The organism is Rhodococcus sp. NPDC059179 (genome assembly GCF_042754885.1).
Taxonomy (GTDB): Bacteria; Actinomycetota; Actinomycetes; order Mycobacteriales; family Mycobacteriaceae; genus Rhodococcus_G.
The window spans coordinates 648,330-666,036 of sequence record NZ_JBHZBV010000002.1; the positions used below are offsets into that span (position 1 = coordinate 648,330).

At 69.1% G+C, this 17,707-nt stretch carries 18 protein-coding genes; 6 read left to right on the forward strand and 12 right to left on the reverse strand.

Annotation, left to right across the window (positions count from 1 at the left end; all coding sequences use genetic code 11):
* Positions 1-26 precede the first annotated feature (26 nt).
* Complete coding sequence (locus ACFXMV_RS08035; protein WP_378502869.1) at positions 27-791, forward strand: sulfite exporter TauE/SafE family protein; 765 nt, start codon at positions 27-29, stop codon at positions 789-791.
* A 33-nt stretch (positions 792-824) separates the two neighbouring features.
* On the opposite strand, the gene ACFXMV_RS08040 is transcribed toward ACFXMV_RS08035, so the two are convergent.
* The 3 genes from ACFXMV_RS08040 to thyX all read right to left on the reverse strand — a co-directional run bounded on the left by ACFXMV_RS08040 (position 825) and on the right by thyX (position 4,553).
* Entirely contained in the window at positions 825-2,831 is a 2,007-nt protein-coding gene (locus tag ACFXMV_RS08040; protein WP_378501500.1) for an RNase J family beta-CASP ribonuclease, read from the reverse strand.
* A complete protein-coding gene (gene dapA, locus ACFXMV_RS08045; RefSeq protein WP_378501499.1) occupies positions 2,828-3,733 on the reverse strand; it encodes a 4-hydroxy-tetrahydrodipicolinate synthase in 906 nt (301 codons plus the stop codon). Before dapA ends, ACFXMV_RS08040 begins: the two co-directional genes overlap by 4 nt.
* A gap of 67 nt (positions 3,734-3,800) precedes the next feature.
* Positions 3,801-4,553, reverse strand: a complete 753-nt coding sequence (gene thyX, locus ACFXMV_RS08050) for an FAD-dependent thymidylate synthase (protein ID WP_378501498.1) — start codon at positions 4,551-4,553, stop codon at positions 3,801-3,803.
* Between the two features lie 128 nt (positions 4,554-4,681).
* On the opposite strand from thyX, the gene ACFXMV_RS08055 reads away from it, so the two are divergent.
* Together ACFXMV_RS08055 and ACFXMV_RS08060 are read left to right on the forward strand one after the other, a co-directional pair.
* Positions 4,682-5,158, forward strand: coding sequence for a toxin-antitoxin system HicB family antitoxin (locus tag ACFXMV_RS08055; RefSeq protein WP_378502849.1), 477 nt, complete (start codon positions 4,682-4,684; stop codon positions 5,156-5,158).
* A gap of 79 nt (positions 5,159-5,237) precedes the next feature.
* Positions 5,238-5,675 carry an SRPBCC family protein gene (locus ACFXMV_RS08060; protein WP_378501977.1) on the forward strand — a complete coding sequence of 146 codons (438 nt, stop codon included), beginning with the start codon at positions 5,238-5,240 and terminating at the stop codon, positions 5,673-5,675.
* Here ACFXMV_RS08060 and ACFXMV_RS08065 read toward each other — a convergent pair whose 3' ends face one another.
* Positions 5,676-6,902 (reverse strand): winged helix-turn-helix domain-containing protein, encoded by a 1,227-nt coding sequence (locus tag ACFXMV_RS08065; protein WP_378501976.1) that lies wholly within the window; start codon positions 6,900-6,902, stop codon positions 5,676-5,678. It lies immediately after the preceding gene.
* Between the two features lie 128 nt (positions 6,903-7,030).
* Here ACFXMV_RS08065 and ACFXMV_RS08070 point away from each other — a divergent pair, with 128 nt between their 5' ends.
* Positions 7,031-7,945, forward strand: a complete 915-nt coding sequence (locus ACFXMV_RS08070) for a tyrosine-protein phosphatase (protein ID WP_378501975.1) — start codon at positions 7,031-7,033, stop codon at positions 7,943-7,945.
* 63 nt (positions 7,946-8,008) lie between these two features.
* On the opposite strand, the gene ACFXMV_RS08075 is transcribed toward ACFXMV_RS08070, so the two are convergent.
* The 5 genes from ACFXMV_RS08075 to dapB all read right to left on the reverse strand — a co-directional run bounded on the left by ACFXMV_RS08075 (position 8,009) and on the right by dapB (position 11,660).
* Positions 8,009-8,569, reverse strand: coding sequence for a pentapeptide repeat-containing protein (locus ACFXMV_RS08075; RefSeq protein WP_378502850.1), 561 nt, complete (start codon positions 8,567-8,569; stop codon positions 8,009-8,011).
* 230 nt (positions 8,570-8,799) lie between these two features.
* On the reverse strand, positions 8,800-9,258 hold the full coding sequence (locus ACFXMV_RS08080) for a flavodoxin family protein (protein ID WP_378502388.1): 459 nt from the start codon (positions 9,256-9,258) through the stop codon (positions 8,800-8,802).
* A gap of 41 nt (positions 9,259-9,299) precedes the next feature.
* Positions 9,300-10,382 carry a hypothetical protein gene (locus ACFXMV_RS08085; RefSeq protein WP_378502851.1) on the reverse strand — a complete coding sequence of 361 codons (1,083 nt, stop codon included), beginning with the start codon at positions 10,380-10,382 and terminating at the stop codon, positions 9,300-9,302.
* A 28-nt stretch (positions 10,383-10,410) separates the two neighbouring features.
* A complete protein-coding gene (locus ACFXMV_RS08090; RefSeq protein WP_378501558.1) occupies positions 10,411-10,908 on the reverse strand; it encodes a hypothetical protein in 498 nt (165 codons plus the stop codon).
* Positions 10,905-11,660, reverse strand: coding sequence for a 4-hydroxy-tetrahydrodipicolinate reductase (gene dapB / locus ACFXMV_RS08095; protein ID WP_378501559.1), 756 nt, complete (start codon positions 11,658-11,660; stop codon positions 10,905-10,907). The genes ACFXMV_RS08090 and dapB overlap by 4 nt, the downstream gene beginning before the upstream one ends.
* A 103-nt stretch (positions 11,661-11,763) precedes the next feature.
* Between dapB and ACFXMV_RS08100 the strand changes: the two genes are divergently transcribed.
* A complete protein-coding gene (locus ACFXMV_RS08100) occupies positions 11,764-12,168 on the forward strand; it encodes a DUF1801 domain-containing protein (protein WP_378501560.1) in 405 nt (134 codons plus the stop codon).
* 175 nt (positions 12,169-12,343) lie between these two features.
* Complete coding sequence (locus tag ACFXMV_RS08105; RefSeq protein WP_378501561.1) at positions 12,344-13,285, forward strand: hypothetical protein; 942 nt, start codon at positions 12,344-12,346, stop codon at positions 13,283-13,285.
* Positions 13,286-13,289: 4 nt separating this feature from the next.
* Here the strand turns inward: ACFXMV_RS08105 and ACFXMV_RS08110 are convergent, their stop codons facing one another.
* From ACFXMV_RS08110 to ACFXMV_RS08120, 3 genes are read right to left on the reverse strand one after another with little or no spacing between them, the layout of a single operon-like run.
* The gene (locus ACFXMV_RS08110; protein WP_378502852.1) at positions 13,290-14,396 is read right to left on the reverse strand and encodes an alcohol dehydrogenase catalytic domain-containing protein; all 1,107 of its coding nucleotides are present in this window, start codon (positions 14,394-14,396) and stop codon (positions 13,290-13,292) included.
* 4 nt (positions 14,397-14,400) lie between these two features.
* The gene (locus tag ACFXMV_RS08115) at positions 14,401-14,763 is read right to left on the reverse strand and encodes a VanZ family protein (protein ID WP_378500332.1); all 363 of its coding nucleotides are present in this window, start codon (positions 14,761-14,763) and stop codon (positions 14,401-14,403) included.
* Between the two features lie 47 nt (positions 14,764-14,810).
* Positions 14,811-17,693 carry an ATP-binding protein gene (locus tag ACFXMV_RS08120; protein WP_378500333.1) on the reverse strand — a complete coding sequence of 961 codons (2,883 nt, stop codon included), beginning with the start codon at positions 17,691-17,693 and terminating at the stop codon, positions 14,811-14,813.
* Between the last annotated feature and the right edge of the window lie 14 nt (positions 17,694-17,707).

A 17,707-nucleotide genomic window follows, 5' to 3' on the forward strand; every position in this document is an offset into this window, starting at 1 on the left:
CCGTCCTTCCGGTGCCCATCACCGAGATGATCGTCATCGCCGTCGCCGGCTTCGGCGCTGGTGCGATCAACGCCCTCGTCGGCTCGGGCACCCTGATCACCTTCCCCACCCTGGTCGCATTCGGCTATCCGCCGGTCGTTGCGACCATGTCGAATGCGGTTGGCCTGGTCGCGGGTGGCGTGTCGGGCACCTGGGGCTACCGCCGCGAACTGCGCGGGCAATGGGACCGGCTGCGCTGGCAGATCCCGGCATCGCTGCTCGGCGCGGCCGTCGGCGCGTGGCTGCTGCTGCGTCTGCCGGAGAAGGTCTTCATCCAGATCGTCCCGGTGCTGCTGGTGCTCGCGCTGGTCCTGGTCGTCGCCGGACCGAAGATCCAGTCCTGGGCGCGACGCCGGGCGGAGGAGGCGGGGCGCGCGCCCTCGCACGTCGGACCGGCCCGGATGGCCGCGCTCACCGCGGGCACCTTCGCGGTCGGGGTGTACGGCGGCTACTTCACCGCCGCCCAGGGCATCCTGCTGATCGGCGTGATGGGCGCCCTGCTGCCGGAGTCGATGCAGCGAATGAACGCCGCGAAGAACCTGCTTGCCCTGCTGGTCAACGTCGTGGCCGCGACGACCTACACCCTAGTCGCGTTCGACCGAATCAGCTGGGCCGCAGCGGGACTCATCGCCGCGGGCTCACTGATCGGCGGATCCGTCGGCGCCAGGTACGGCAGGCGCCTGTCCCCCAACGCGCTGCGCGCGATCATCGTCGTGCTCGGCCTGATCGGTCTCTGGCGTCTTCTCGCCTAGAGAAGACGCCAGAGACCGACCGGCCAGGTGTGATCAGACGCCGATGACGGTGGGGATGATCATCGGCCGGCGACGGTACTTGTCCGCCACCCAGCGACCGACCACCCGCCGCACGGCCTGTGCGATCTGGTGGGTGTCGGTGATGCCCTCGCCTGAGAGCCGGGCGAGCTCCGACTCGACGAGCACCGCGGCCTCCTTGAGCGCCGCCGGATCGTCGGAGAAGCCGCGCCCGTGCACCGCTGGGGTGCTGACGGCCTTGCCGGTGCGCGTGTCCACGGCCAGCGAGATCGAGATGAACCCGCCCTCGCCGAGCACCAGGCGATCGGAGAGCGTCGATTCGCCGACGTCGCCGACCGACAGGCCGTCGACGTAGACCATTCCGACCGGAACCCGGCCGACGATCTCCGCGAGGCCGTCGACCATGTCGACCACGACGCCGTCCTCGGCCAGCACCACCCGGTCCTCGGGCACGCCGGTGGCCTTCGCCAGCGCCGCGTTGGCCCGCAGGTGTCGCCACTCGCCGTGCACCGGCATCGCGTTGGTCGGGCGGACCGCGTTGTACAGGTACAGCAGCTCGCCCGCCGAGGCGTGGCCGGAGACGTGCACCTTGGCGCTCTGCTGGGTGACCACCGTGGCGCCGCGCTTGGCGAGCCCGTTGACCACCGCGAACACCGAGTTCTCGTTGCCGGGGATCAGCGAGGACGCCAGCACCACCAGGTCGTTGGCGCGGATGTTGATCTGCCGGTGCTCACCGCGCGCCATCCGCGACAGCGCCGAGAGCGGCTCGCCCTGCGACCCGGTCGAGATCAGCACCAGCCGATCGTCGGGCAGGTTCGCCGCGGTGTCGATGTCCACCACGACGCCGTCCGGCACCGACAGGTAGCCCAGGTCCTGCGCGATCTGCATGTTGCGGACCATCGACCGGCCCACGAACGCGATCCGGCGGTTGTAGCGCACCGCGACGTCCACGACCTGCTGGATGCGGTGCACGTGGCTGGCGAACGACGCCACGATGACGCGCTGCTTCGCCTTGCCGATGACGTTGTCGAGCACGCCGCCGATCTCGCGCTCGGGGGTGACGAAGCCCGGAACCTCGGCGTTCGTCGAATCCACCAGGAACAGGTCGACGCCCTCGTCGCCGAGCCGCGAGAACCCTGCGAGGTCGGTCAGCCTGCCGTCGAGCGGCAACTGGTCCAGCTTGATGTCACCGGTGTGCAGCACGATGCCCGCGGAGGTGCGGATCGCGACGGCGATCGCATCGGGGATCGAGTGGTTGACGGCGAAGTACTCGCACTCGAACGGTCCGTGAGTGGTGCGCTGGCCCTCGATGACCTCGACCAGGTTCGGCCGCAGCCGGTGTTCGCGGCACTTGGCCGCGACCAGGGCGAGGGTGAACTTCGACCCGATCACCGGCAGGTCGGGACGCAGGCGCAGCAGGAACGGGATCGCGCCGATGTGGTCCTCGTGGCCGTGCGTGAGCACCACGGCCTCGACGTCCGCCATCCGGTCCTCGATGTAGTTGAAGTCGGGCAGGATCAGGTCGACACCCGGCTGCTGGTCCTCCGGGAACAGCACCCCACAGTCGACGATCAGGATCTTGCCCTGATGCTCGAACGTGGTCATGTTGCGACCGATCTCGCCGATGCCGCCGAGCGCGACGACGCGCAGACCGTTGCGCGGCGCCTTCGGCGGGAGGCCGAGCCGTTCGGTCGGGTCGACGCCGACGCGGCCGTCGGGACGCCTCGAGCCGCCCGCGTTCTTCGGCTGCCGCTGCGGACGTCCGGAGCCGGCCTGCGACCTGCCTGCGTTGCCACCCTGCGACTTGGGGGCGTCGCCACCCTGCGACTTGGCGCCACCGCGGCGACGCCTGGGCGCCTTCTCCTGGGCCGGGGCTTGCTCGGCGGGCGCCTGCTGCTGCGGTGCCGGTTCGGTCACCGGGGCCTGCGCCTGCTGCGGCTGAGGTGCGGCCTCGGGAGCCGCGGCCGGAGCCGGGGGTCCGGCCTGACGGCTGGCGCTACGACGACGCGGCGGGCGAGTCATGACAGCACCCCTGCCGCGCGCAGGTCAGCAGCCAGGACCTCGACCTGCTCCGGGCCCGGTGGCACTTGCGGCAATCGTGGGTCCCCGACGTCGATGCCCTGCAGTCGCAGGCCCGCCTTCGAGGCCGAGACGCCGCCGAGCCGGCTCAGCGAACGGATCAGGGGCAACAGGCTGACGTTGATCTCGCGCGCCCGGTCGTGGTCGCCGGCCAGGAACGCGTCGCGCAGCTCGCGCAGGCGGCCGGGCGCGAGGTGGCCGACGACGCTGACGAAGCCGGTGGCGCCGACGGAGAGCCACGGCAGGTTCAACGGGTCGTCACCGGAAAAGAACTGCAGGTCGGTGTTCGCGATCAGCTCGGCGCCCGCGTTCAGGTCGCCCTTCGCGTCCTTGACCGCGAGGATCCGCGGGTGCTCCGCGAGCCGGTAGATCGTCTCGGTCTCGATCGGCACGACCGAGCGCGGCGGAATGTCGTACAGCATCACCGGCAGGTCCGTGGCGTCGGCCACGGCGGTGAAATGTGCCAGCAGGCCCGACTGCGGCGGCTTCGAGTAGTACGGCGTGACGACGAGCAGTCCGTGCGCACCGGCCCGAGCGGCATCACGCGCCAGCTCGACGCTGTGCGCGGTGTCGTTGCTGCCCGCGCCCGCGATGATCTTGGCCCGGCTGCCGACGGCGTCGATGACCGCGCGCATCAGCTCGAGCTTCTCGTTCTCCGTGGTTGTGGGAGATTCACCGGTGGTGCCCGCGAGCACCAGTCCGTCGCAGCCGCCGTCGACGAGGTGCGTCGCCAGCTGCACGCCTGCCTCGACGTCCAGCTTCCCGTCGCCGGTAAACGGGGTCACCATCGCGGTCAGGATGGTGCCGAACGGATGCTCGACGGGGGCGGATTCACCGTTGGTCATGGTCAGAAGGTTACCCGGTGCGCAGGTGAAGATTGAACACAGCGGCACCGGTGCCGGATCGCCCCACTCAGTCGCGGCCGTCGAACTCGCTCACCGCGACTTCGGTTCCGTCCGCGAGGGTCGCGATCTCGAAGTCTCCGAACACATTCGGCGCCGCCGCACTCAGCTGACGCAGGCACTCGATGGCCAGGCTGCGGATCTCCACATCGGCGTGCTCGGAGGCACGCATCGCGATGAAATGCCGCCAGGCGCGGTAGTTACCGGTGACGACCACCCGGGTCTCTGTGGCGTTGGGCAGCACGGAGCGGGCTGCCTGCCGAGCCTGACGCGCCCGCAGCGATCCGTTCGGTACGTGCGCGAGCTTGATTTCGAGCGCCTCGAGCAACTCCGCGTAGGCGCCGCGGCTGGCGTCGGTCGCCGCGACGAAGAGGGCCTCGAGCTCGGGGTCACCGACGACGGCGGGCGGCACCACGACATTGGCATCCCGCTCGGTGACCGATCGCTGCGAGAGCTGCGAGTAGGACAGGTGCCGGTGCCGGATCAGCTCGTGCGTGCAGGAGCGCGAGATCCCGGTGATGTAGAAGCTGACGCTTCCGTGCTCGAGGACCGACAGGTGCCCGACCTCGAGCAGGTGGCGCAGATAACTGGCGTTCGTCGCGGTCCGCGGGTTCGGCTTCGACCAGCTCTGATAGCAGGCCCGCCCGGCGAACTCGACCAGCGCTTCACCGCCGTCTGCATCGGTCTCCCACGGCACGTCCGCCGGCGGGGCGAACTCCGTCTTCGCGATGAGTTGCACATTCAGAGACACCGCTTGCCGCACTGCGTTCCTTCCTGGTCCTGCTGGGTCCTGCTGGGAGTCTCCGCACCCTATCGGCGCGGGTTCCCCCACCGCCCGCCTGACGCCAATGACGCCTTGACCGACGCCGTCCAAGGCGTCACACTGACGTCATGGAACTGTCGGAGTACACCACCACCCTGCGCGACGACCTGATCGCGGCGGCCGCCCTCGGCGACGAGAACACCAGGAGGATCGCCGGGGCGCTGGCTGTCGCGGCCGAGAACTCGGCGCGGCTGATGCTGCTGTCCGCGCTCTCCGACCTGGCCGCCGAGGTGTCGACGGCGCTCGGCGACCGCACGGTGCACGTGCGCCTCGCTGGCACCGAGGCCGCCGTCGAGATCACCCCTACCCCGCGCGGCGCGGGCGCGGGCGAGGAACCGCCGAGCGCCGGCCAGAGTTTCGACGACCTCAGTGGCGACATCTCGCGGGTCACGCTGCGACTGGTCGAGCAGGTCAAGTCCCGCGCGGAGGAGGCCGCATCGCAGAATGGGGTGTCGCTCAACTCGTGGGTATCGCAGGCCGTGCAGGGCGCGCTGCGCGATCAGATGCGCAGGAGCAACTGGACAAACGACCCGGACGCGAAGTGACACCCGAGGCCGACCGACCTTGTGCCAGTAGTGATCTAATGACCGATCACGTGTAGTCACAAGCAACAAGGGGTGGGTCATGGCCGTGTCCGGAACCAAGGAATTCGATATCAAGGCCGATCCGGCGACGGTGATGGCGGCGCTCGCCGCGGTCGACCGGCTCGGCGAATGGTCCTCGTCCCACAAGTCGGTGACCGTGGAGTCGACGCACGACGACGGTCGGCCCAACCGCGTCCGGATGACCGTGTCCGTCGTCGGGATCAGCGACGAGCAGGTCGTCGACTACTCCTTCGAGGGCGACGAGAAGCTGTCCTGGACGCTCGTCTCCAGTTCTCAGCAGCGCCAGCAGGACGGTAGCTACGTGCTCAGCGCGAACGCCGACGGCAGCACCCACGTGGTCTTCGATCTGACCGTGGACCCGACCATTCCCCTGCCCGGGTTCATCGTAAAGAAGGCACAGAAGCACGCGCTCGAGACCGCGTCCAAGGGCCTGACGAAGTTCGTCGAGAGCCAGTAGCTACGACGAGGACGCGACGGCGGCGGCGAGTTCCGCGGAGAGGTCGCCGCGGTCGCCGACCGCCACCCCGGACAGGCCCAACCACTGCGCCATCTCGCGCAGCGACGAGGCGAGCGACTCCACCACGCGCCCGTGCGCGTGCTCACCCTCCGCGAAGGTCCCGAGCACCCGCAGGACGTCGGCCGCGCGATCGGCCTTGAGGTCCACCCTGGCGACCAACTCGCCGTCGAGCAGGAATGGGAACACGTAGTAGCCGTGCACGCGCTTGTGTTGTGGCGTGTAGATCTCCAGTCGGTAGTGGAAGTCGAAAATTCGTTCCGTCCGCGGCCGGAAGAACACCAGCGGATCGAACGGGCACAGCAACGCCGCGCCGGTGATCCGGCGCGGCGTCTTTGCCTGCGCATACAGGTAGGCGGGCGCCTGCCAGCCGCGCACGGCCACCGGGACCAGGGTGCCCTCGTCCACCAGGTCCGCGATCGCGGCGGCGGCCTGTGCGCGCGAGAGCCGGTAGTAGTCGCGCAGGTCCGGTTCCGTTCCGACGCCGAGTGACCGCGCCGCCCGGCGAATCAGCTCCCGCACCGCGTCCGGCTCGTCGATCGAGGCGGACACGACGCCCGCCGGCAGCACCCGATCCGCGAGGTCGTAGTGCCGGACGAATCCCACCCGCCTGTCCACCGACAGCGCGCCTGCCGCGAAGAGTTGCTCGCAGACGACCTTCGTGTCGCTGCGGTCCCACCACGGCCCACCCCTGCCGCCCCCGTCGAGCTCCAGGTGCCGCTCGACGTCGCCCGCGCTGGCCGCCCCGACCGCGGAGATCACGTCGAGCACGTCGCGGCTGAGCGTGGGGTTGCGCTCGAGCACCTTGCGTTCGCCTGCCCAGCGCCCGCCGGTGTAGGCGTGCATCCGCCACCGCAGCAGCGGCCAGTCCTGCACCGGGATCAGTGCCGCCTCGTGCGCCCAATACTCCACCAGTGCACGGGGTTTCGCGGCTGTGTGTTGCCACGCGGCGGCGTCCAGCAGGGTCCGGTCGTAGGCGCCGACCCGACTGAACACCGGCATGTAGTGCGCCCGCACGGCCACCGAGACCGAATCGATCTGCAGGAGCGAGGTGCGGCCCACCGCCTTGAGCAGGTGCCTGCGCGTGGGCGCGCCGGCGGGCCGTGGATCGCCGAACCCCTGCGCGGCGAGCGCCGTTCGTCTGGCGGCGGCCGCCGTCATCTCGAGCATCTCACCACCCTGCCACGGGGGTCCGACATCCGATTCCGTTAAACGGCCACGGACCCGGAACCCCCGTCCCTATTGTGTTACGAACTCGAACGTAACCGGTCGAGGTTTCGCTGAACAGGAGTTCCTCCGTGACACTTCACCTCAGACGCGCCGCCGCCACCTCCGCCATGTGCGGGGTCCTCCTGGCCAGCCCGCTCATGGGCACCGCATTCGCGAATCCCTTGGACGGACTGTTCGCTCCGCTGTTCTCCGGCTCGTCGCCCGGCACCTCCCACACCGCCCCGGCCGCCGACGCGCCCCGGCTCGCCAGCGTGGACAACTTCCGCGACGTGGCCGGAACCGGCGCCGGGTACGCGGGCAGCGGCGGCGACCACGTCCGCAAGGGCGTGTTCTACCGGTCCAACGCGGTCGTTCCCGACGACGCCGACCTGGTGAGCCTGGAGGGGCTGCACCCGACCCAGGTGTACGACCTGCGCACCCCTGACGAGGTCGCGGCGAAGCCGGACCGCGTCCCGGCCGGTGCGTCCTACGTCAACATCCCGATCCGGTCGGGCGACCTGACCGGCGCGGCGACGCAGCTGCGCTCCCCCGACGAGGCCCGTGCGTTCATGCAGAACCTGAATCGCGGCTTCGTCACCGGCGCAGGCGAGCGGGCCGGGTTCAAGCAGCTGCTGACCGACCTCGCGAACACCGACGGGCCGCAGGTCTTCCACTGCACCGCTGGCAAGGACCGCACCGGCTGGACGTCCTTCCTGTTGCTGAGCATCGCCGGGGTCTCGCGCGAGACGATCATGTCGGACTACCTGCTCACCAACGAGTACTCGGCGGCCTTCATCGCCGCCACCAGGGCGCAGATGGCGGCGGCCTCCGGTGAGCAGATCGCCGCCATCTACACCCCGCTGCTCGGGGTCGAGGCGAGCTACCTCGGTGCCGGCATCGCCGAACTCGACGCCATCCACGGATCGGTCGAGAACTACCTGAAGGACGGCCTCGGCCTCGACGGCGGCACCATCGCCGACCTCAAGGACAAGCTACTCAGCTAGCCCCCCGCTCCCGGTGGCCGGCGGTCGAACTCCCTGCCGGCCACCGGGTTTCACGCATTCAACCTAGGAACCGAAGAGGTTCTCCAGCGAGCCCTCCCCGGGAGGACCGGCAGGCCCCGCAGGCCCGGCGGGGCCGGCAGGCCCCTGCGGCCCCGGTGTGCCGGGCCCGGTCGCGCCGGTCCAGTTGATGCCCGTTGCACCATCGACGTTGGCTCCAGCGAGGTCGGCACCTGCGAGGTCCGACCCCTCAAAGGACGCATCGACGAGGGTGGCGCCGGTCAGGTCCACGTTGGACAGATTCGAGAATTCGACTGTCGCGAAACTCAGGAACGCGCCAGTCAGATTCGCACCGGACAGATTCGCACCCCAAATGAAGGCGTTGGTCAGATTCGCACCGGACAGATCCGCACCGGACAGATCGGCAGCCGAAAAATCCGCGCCCGAAAAGTCGGCATTCTGCAGGTCGAGCCCGCTCAGATCGGCACCAGCCAGGCTTGCGCCGGGACAATTCGTCGCTGGCGGATTGGGATCCGTGATCGTGCACGTGCCGATGACGATGTCGGCACTCGCAACCGGAGCCACCGCCACCAGGCCCGCCACGGCCAGCCCGGTGCCGAACACCACCGCGCCGACTCTGCGGGCCACAGTCCCCCGAACCCCGCCCAACTCACTCTTCGAAAACGTCATCCAGCTCACCCTTCGCTCGTCGGAAATTCCTCGGATCGATCGGTGGGGCGAACAGTTTTCGACGCTCCCCCCGGCCACATTCGACCAGAGCGAGCGCCCACTTGGGTCCAAATGGTGAGATTCGAAACTTGCGAAGGGTAGCTATCTTTCCTGGTAGAGAGCCGAATCTATCCGGACTCCGCCAGTGTGACCGCGACGGTCGCCCCCAGCTCATAGCAGCGCTCGCGGGCGCGGGCGTCGATCCCGTCGATGATCTCCACCGTCTCCGCCACCTTCGTCAGTGCGAGTCCAGTGACGATCTTGTCGACCGACCGCACCGCCCCGGCGGTGTCGTTGTTGCCGTGCACCCACAGCCCGTACGGCCGACCCGCGACGGCGTCGAGGCACGGGTAGTAGACGGTGTCGAAGAAGTGCTTGAGCGCCCCCGACATGTAGCCGAAGTTCGCCGAGGTGCCGAAGACGTAGCCGTCCGCGGCCAGCACGTCCGGGATGGTGGCGCCGAGGGCCGGCACCGCCCGCACCCGCACCCCCTCGATCTCCGGGTCGCCCGCGCCCGCGAGCACAGACTCGAGCAGCTCGCGCGTCGCCGGCGAAGGCGTGTGGTGCACCACCAGCAGGGTGGGCAGATCCCTGTCGTCCGTCACGCGGTTCAGGCTACTGTCGTCGATCAGACTCGCTGGATCCGAACCGCCGCGAGCCGGTAGGCCGGCGCGACGGCGTGCGGGTCGGCTGCGATGAGCTCAGCGGTGCGCCGCCAGATGCCATCGAGCATCCGCATGCGCTCGTCGTCGGACCGGGACCGGCTCAGCGCCGCCGCGAAGCTCGGTTCGAGGAACGCGCGGAGGAAGCCCGCCTGCCGAGCGGCGTAGTCGTCGACTCGGCCCGCCGCCAGCAGCCCGGCGAACGGGTCGGGCAGCACCGCGGTCACCGCCTCGGCCAACACCAGTTGGTGCCCGCCACGACCGGTGAACACGCTGTCAAACGGTGCACGCACGTCGTCGAGCGAGCGGAACCAGGTCGGGTACACGATGTCGACGTACTCGGCCTCGCTCAGTTCGTTGGACTCCCGCGCCCGCGCGAGCGCGTCGGACAGCCGCCCGAACAGCGCCTCCGCGCCCATCAGGTCGTCGTCGCCGCGCAGCACGTCGACGACGACCACACCGCCGCCAGGACACAGCTCCGCTGCCCGGTGCTCGAGGAAGTCGATCCAGTCACGCCGGGAGCGACGTTGGTAGGCCTCGCGCGCAGCGGCGTCCCGCGACAGGTGCACGAAGAAGTGGTCGGGAATCGGAGCCGGCGTCGCACTGAGCCAGTGCAGGCTCGACGAGCTCCAGCCGAACGCGAGCCGCGCGTCGGGCAGGATCCGCCGGTAGAAGGACCTGCCCGCCACCAACGGGAACACCTGCGGGCGACCGACCAGGTAGCTGTCGGCGCCGTGCTCGACGGCGTCGAAGAGGCCGGCGAAGTCGTTGCCGGGCAGGTCCGTGTGCACCACAAGCACGGGGACCGACGGCGCGAGTTCCCGCACCCGGTCCAGCGCGAGCGCGATCGGCCACTGGCTGTTGGTGCCCTGTGCCGCACCGAAATCCGCGATCAGCACCGGAAAGCCGTCCGGCGGCGGCAGGTGCGCGAGCGCCCGACCGATCAGCGGGTAGCCGACGGCCGCCGCGTCGTGCTGGGTTCTCGACTCATCCCGGTACACGCCGCCGAGCATCACACCCGTGCGGTCGCGACCGGTGTGCGCGGTCATTGCGTCAGCCTAGACCCGCCGCGGCATTTCAGCTCCTGCGCTCACGCTCCTCCAGCGCGACCGCCCGGCGCATGGTGTCGCGGGCGCGGCCGCGATCGCCCGCGTAGTCGTACGCCCGTGCGAGCCGGTAGGAGTTGCGCCAGTTGTCGGGGTCCGCCTCCCACTCCGACTTCACCTGTGCGAAAAGCTGATCCGCGGCATCCCGGTCGATCCGTCCGGAGGGCCGCTTCGGCAGCTCCGACACGTCGAGCTCGAGGCCCTCGTCCGCGATCCGCTGCGCGAGGTGCTGATGCGCGAATCCGGCGCGCAGGGTCACCACCACGATCCAGATCCCGAGCACCGGAAGCAGCAGCACACCGATACCGAGCCCGACCGGGGCCACCCCGCCCTCCCGGATCAGCTCGACGCCACGCTGTCCGAGGAGCACGAAGTAGAAGCCGAGCGCGAGGACGATCGCCGCGATGGTGACGACGACCTTGGTCGACGGACCGGAGCGGAGCCCGCGGAGCGACCAATCCTTGGTCACAGGTCGAGCAGGGGGTCGATGCCGACGGTGAGCCCGGGCCGGCCTGCGATCTCCCGGACGCCGAGCAACACACCAGGCGCGAAGGAGTTGCGGTCGATCGAGTCGTGCCGGATCGTCAGCGTCTCGCCCTGGGTTCCGAGCAGAACCTCTTGGTGCGCAACGAGTCCCGCGAGACGGACCGAATGCACCCTGACACCGTCCACGTCGGCGCCTCGGGCGCCCTCGAGCTCGGTGGTGGTCGCGTCCGGGCTCGGTCCCCTGCCCGCCTTCGCGCGGGCGGCAGCGATCAGCGCGGCGGTGCGGTAGGCGGTGCCGGAGGGGGCGTCGGCCTTGTTCGGGTGGTGCAGCTCGATGACCTCTACCGAGTCGAAGAAGCGCGCGGCCTGCTCGGCGAACCGCATCGACAGCACCGCACCGATCGCGAAATTCGGCGCGATCAGGACGCCCACCTCGGGGTTCGCCGCGAGCCAGGACTGCACCGTCGTCAGCCGCGCGTCATCGAAGCCGGTGGTCCCGACGACCGCGTGGATGCGGTTGGCGACGAGGAACTCCAGGTTGCCCATCACGACATCGGGATGGGTGAAGTCCACGACGACCTGCGTCCGGGTGTCGACGAACGTCTCGATCCGGTCACCCTGATCGACCGTGGCGACCAGTTCGAGGTCCGCCGCCTGCTCGACGGCCTCGCAGATTGCGCGGCCGACCTTGCCGTTGGCACCCAGGACTCCGACCCGGATTGGCGCTGACGTCACTTGATTCACTCTCCGTCTGATCGCGTTGACTCTCGAAGGGAAGCCTACGCGGGGCGCACCGGACCTCGATCGCCAAGGTCGTCCCAGGTCCTAGAGTCAGATGATGCCCACACCGTCCGTCGCCGACCTGCTGGCGCCGTACGACCAGGAGGTGCGCGACCTCGTCTTGGCGACACGGAATCTCGTCCGACGGATCGCGCCTGATGCGATCGAGGAGATCGACACCTCGGCGAGACTGATCGGGTTCACCTTCATCCCTGGCACGTACAAGGGACTCATCGTCGCGGTCGCGCCGCAGAAGAGCTACGTCAACATCAATTTCAGCCGGGGCGTCGAGCTCGCCGCCGGGCACGATCCAGCCGGGCTGCTGGAGGGCACCGGGAAGCGGGCCCGCCATGTGAAGATCCGAGACGCCCAGCGCCTCGCCCTCCCCGAGCTGCGGGCGCTGATCGAGGAGGCGGCCGCGCGGACGCCCCGACCCGAGGGACAGGTGCCCGACCACCCGTGACAACGCCGCCGCCGACGGCGATAATTCGACGATGCGGATTGATTCCGCCCTTCTCAACCTTGGTGTCCGCGCTCTGTGCGTCGTCAGGGCCACAACCACCTTCCTTCGTCAGGCGTTGTCGCACGCGGCGGTCTGTTTCAGTGCGAGCCCCGGATCGAAACCGAGAGGGATCGACATGAGACCTTCGTGGAAGCTCACCTATGTGGCCGCGGCCTGCGTCCTCGCGATTGCCGGATGTTCCGGCGATGGCGACTCGGGCACACCGGAAGCTGCCGATACGACCACTGCAAGCACCCGAACCACCACAGCGGCGACCTCGGGCACAACCACGGCGTCGGGCGAGACCGTGGACCTCGCGGTCGACAAGACCGGCTGGTTCGGTGGGTTCGAGATCACCGTCGACAAGGCGACGGCGACGCCGGCGGGCGCGGCGACGGACGTGGATCTCGAACTGAGCTACAAGAACCTGGTCGGGGTGAAGGCTCCCCCACCCGACGAGGCCTACCTCGACGTCGACGGCTCGGTCGTCGACATCGAGTTCGAGGAACAGACGATCGCGGGATTCGGTGAGGCGTCGGGAACCGCGACGGCCTCGGTCAAGGCGACGGGGAACAAGGCCGACCCCGAGAAGCTGCTCGACAACGCGGCGCTCGTCTACGGCGAGTCCGACGCCAACCAGACCACGATCCCGTTCGCCGAGGACGGCAAGGTCGAGAGCATCGAGCCGCGGGGCATCACGGTCGGCCAAACGATCGGCGGTGCGGTCAAGGTCCAACTGACCAAGGCGTTCCTCTGGCCGAGCTACCAGCCCGGGGAGAAGGGCAAATACGAACTCTGGGTCGAACTCAAGGCTGACTGCGTGGACTGCCCGAGCATCCTCAGCTACACGATGGAACGCGGGTCCCTCACCCTGACAGCCCCCAACGGCCAGACGCTGCCCGCGGACGCAAGAAGCCCGTGGAGTTACAGCCGGGTCAGCTCGACCACCAACACCGAAGGTGAATGGGCTGTATTCCTCATCGACGCGCCAGCCCAGGGCGACTACACCCTCAAGATCGACTTCACCGGTTCCAATACCGCCCTGAAGGTTCAGGACACAACCACCATCACCCTCTAGCCCCTCACTCGAACACGATCACCTGGCGAATCGCCCGACCCTCGGCCAGCTCGTCCATGCCCCTGTTGATGTCCTCGAGCGCGATCGTCGAGGAGATCAGCTTCTCGACCGGCAGCCTGCCCTCGCGCCACATCTGCGCGTACTTCGGGATGTCCCGCTCCGGCACCGCCGACCCGAGGTAGCTGCCGACGATGGTCCTGGCCTCGGCGACCAGGAGCAGCGGCGAGATCGAGGACCTGGCCTCCGGGTTCGGCAGTCCGACGGTGACGGTGGTGCCGCCGGGTGCCGTCGCCGCCACCGCCGTCTCGAAGGCCCGCACGTTGCCCGCCGCCTCCACCACGAGGTCCGCCCGCACCCCGCGCTCTGCCAGCTCGGCCGGGGTGTACACCGCGGTGGCGCCGAGTTCGGTTGCCACCGCGAGCTTCTCGGGCATCGCGTCGACACCGATCACCTCACCGAGGCCGAGTGACAGGGCGGTGAGCACCGCGGCCATCCCGACCCCGCCGAGCCCCACCACCATGATCGAGTCCCCCGGCGCCGTCCGTGCCGCGTTGAGCACCGCGCCGCCGCCGGTCAGGACCGCGCAGCCGAGCACGGCGGCGACCGCGGGCGGCACGTCGTCGCCCACCGGGACGACCGAGCGCCGGTCGACCACCGTGTGTGTCGCGAAGCCCGACACGCCGAGATGGTGGTGCACCGGCTCGCCGTCGCGGTGCAGGCGCTCCCCGCCGCCGAGCAGGGTGCCTGCGTTGTTCGCCGCGCCGCCTGCGCTGCACGGCATCCGGCCGTCGGTCGCGCAGCCCGCGCATGCGCCGCACCGCGGCAGGAAGGTCATCACCACCCGATCACCGATCCGGATGTCGCTGACGCCCTCGCCGACGTGCTCTACGAGGCCCGCCGCCTCGTGTCCGAGCAGCATCGGCACCGGACGCACCCGGTTTCCGTCGACCACCGACAGGTCCGAGTGGCACAGCCCGGCCGCCTCGATGCGGACCAGCAGCTCGCCAGGACCCGGCGCGTCGAGCTCGAGTTCCGCGATGGAGATGGGCCGCGACTGCGCGTACGGGCGCTCCCGGCCGATCTCCTCCAGCACCGCACCGCGAATCCGCATGCCGCTACCCTTCGTCGTCCTTACGGCCACCCTGCCACGCTCGGAAGGCGAGCAGCCCGACGGCCACACCGACGATGTCGGCGGCCCAGTCCCAGACGGACGCGCTGCGGTGGATCGGCAACAGCCCCTGAAGGACCTCCGAGACGGCCGCGTACAGACCCGCCCAGACGATCACCGCGGTGACCGCCACCCCCGCGAAACGCGCGCTGTAGGCCAGTGCCGCGAACATCAACAGGTGAGTGACCTTGTCGATGTTCGGCGGACCGCTGGGCACCGTCGAACCAGGCGAGAACAGCATCGCCAGGGTGATGAGGGCGACGATGACCAGCGGCACCGCCCGCCGCCCATGCGGAAGCACGTGATTCACGCTCCCAGCCTTCCACAGCGCACCGCCCCGAAACCGGGGTGTCCTGCTCAGTCGGCGAGCAACCGGTGCCGATGCGCCGCGGCGGCGGCCTCGGTGCGGGACGCCGCACCGAGTTTGGTGAGAATGCGCGAGACGTGCACGCCGGCAGTGTTGGGACTGATGAACAGTTCCTCCGCAACGCGTCGATTGGTCAACCCCTCTGCGACGAGACGCAACACCTCGAGTTCGCGTGGGGTCAGGCCAAAGGGGCCGGCAACCTGACGGCTCGACGCAGCGACGCCCGGCAGCGTGTCGAGGCCCAACCGGGCACGGGAGGCGACACTCTGCGCCTCTTCCAGCAACGGCGCCGCACCGAGTTCCGTTGCGATGGTCGACGCATCCCGCAGCGACGCCTCTGCCTCGGACCGATTCCCGTGCACCAATGCGGCTTCGGCAGCGCCGAGCAGGCTCCTCGCCTCCTCTTCGCGCTGCCCCAGCGCTCGCCACCGGCGCACCGCGTCGGCCCAGATGGTCGGATCACCGCTCGCCACAGCGGTATAGACGGTGCGATACGCGGCCCCGACCGGGGTCGGTGACGACAACGCGGCCGCGAACTCGGTGAGATCCACCGGTAGATCCGGGATCCGAGCACCGAGCACGAGCAGCATCCAGGCTTCACGCGGATGCCTCATGAGCTCGTCACCGACCAGCGCCTCGGCCAGAATGGCCGCGGCCTGATCGTCGGAACCCCGCGCGAGCGCGAGCCGGCTACGCACACCGGCCAACTCGAGCCGATATTGTCCGGCCCAGGGGCTACCGCCGAGCAATTCCCCGGCCGTATCCGCATCCGCCCCCGCCTTGTCCAGGTGTCCACGCGTCAAGGAGATTCCGGCGCGGTTCAACCGCAGCACCGCAGCACTGAGCGGTGGCACGGATTCCGCCAGGCTTTCGTCCACGAGGTTCACCGCCTCGTCCCAACGCCCAAGCGCGTGCAACGCCTGCACCCACTTCACCGTCAACAGCGGACCCTGCTCGGTGAATCGGAAGGTCTCGTGAGCGGCCCGAAGTCCCTGCTGGATAGCGTGAATCGCCTTGTCGTAGTCACCGATCGCGACCAGCATGGCCGACTCCCAGGTCACCACATCGAGCAAGGTCCTCGGATCATCGGCCGCCGCGTTCGCATCGGCGAAATACGCCATCGCCATCTCGGTATCGGTTGCCGTCAAGCCGAGGTAGGCATTCGCTCGCGCGATGAGCGAAGGTACGGCGAGCTGCTCGCCCACCTCCAGTGCGGCTGCCGCATGGCGTGCGGCGTCCTCCGATCGGCCACCGAAGGCCAGGGTCCCGGCCAGGTCCGCCTGAACCTCCCCGCGCAATTGCGTCGGTGCTTCGCTGGGCAGCAGTTCCAGTGCCCGCAACAGATCGTCGCGACCACCCTGACCGGCCCTGGTCCGCAGAAACGCCCGCCGGTGCCGCAACAGCGCGGCCCGGTGTGGATACAACCGTGCATCAAGGGCCTCGATGGCCTCGTCCGCCGCCTCGATTCCACGCTTGCCCGTCGCTCCGCAAAAGCAGGCGTCGATGATCTGCTCGAGTACGTCGAGTCGATCGGCCACGGAGCGTTCGGCGCTCGCCGGGACTTTGTCCCACAACTCCAGGACTCGTTCGAGGTGCCGCAGTCGCTCCGATTGCGCGCCCGCATGTTCGGCGATTCCGGACGCCGCCCAGGATGCCTCCAGCGCGAGCGCCAGGTCCCCCGCCGCCCGTGCGTGCTCGGCGAGTTCGGCGCTGCGACTTTCCACCGGAACAAGATTCGGATACGCCTGCAACAGTCGCGCCAGCCGTGCGTGCAGGCGGTTCCGTTCGATCGGCAGCAGATCCGCGTACACCGCCCGCTTCAGCAGTACGTGATGGAACTCGTAGCCGGTATCCACCGTGACCAACAGCCGATGGTCGATGAGCTCTCGCACCGCGGCATTCAACGCCCGCTCTGGCAGTTCGGCGGCGGCCTCCACCAGCTCGTGTCCCACCGGCGATCCGGCCACAGCGGATACCTGCAACACCACGAGAGCGTCGTCGGAGAGCCCTGATCGGCAGGCCAGCAACAGTTCGCTCAGCTCCGCCGGCGTGTCCTCCGCGGACAGGCTCAGTGCCGCGACGAACAGTGGATTGCCAGCACTGCGTTCGAAAACCCTTGCCACCAAATTAGATTCGGGCTCATTCCCCATTATCGCCGCAAGCTGGCGGCCCACTTCATGCTTGGTGAACGGGGTCGGCGCAATGGTCCGCACCCCCGGATTGCGCGCGAGTTCGGCGAGCATCTGCCGCAGTTCAGGCGCGCCGACCGGCCGATAGGTGCCCACCAACAGCACCGGGGTGGCAGCCAGATTGGCGACCAGGAAGGCGAGCAACTCCCGGCTGGAGTCATCGGCCCAGTGCAGGTCCTCGATCACCACCACTGCGGGCTCAGCGGCGGCGAGTCGTTCGAACAGCGTGAGAATCTCCCCGAACAGCCGGATGCGATCAGATTCCGCTGGGTCCGAACTCCAATCCGGTGGCAGCTCGGGAAGCCACCGGCCCAGCGCCGGGCGCACCGGGAGTAGTGCTGCCAGCCGCTCGGCGCCCAACCGACGAATCAGCGTGCGCATGATGGCGATGAACGGCGCGAACGGCACACCCTCGTTACCGAATTCCGGGCACCGACCGATCAGTACAGGCGTCTCCGCTGGAAGCCGATCGGTGAACTCGCGTATCAGCCGAGACTTCCCGATACCGGCCTCACCCGCCACCAGCACGGCGTGCACCAATGGATCCCGCTGGCCGTCGAGCAATGTGGCCAGCTCACCGCCCCGACCGACGAAGGTGCTGCTGACCGGGAGGTTCACCACCGAACCGATCATGCCGTAAAGAGCCGGGCAGAGCGACGCCGGCCAGAAATAACGAATATTCATGATTCGCAGACCCC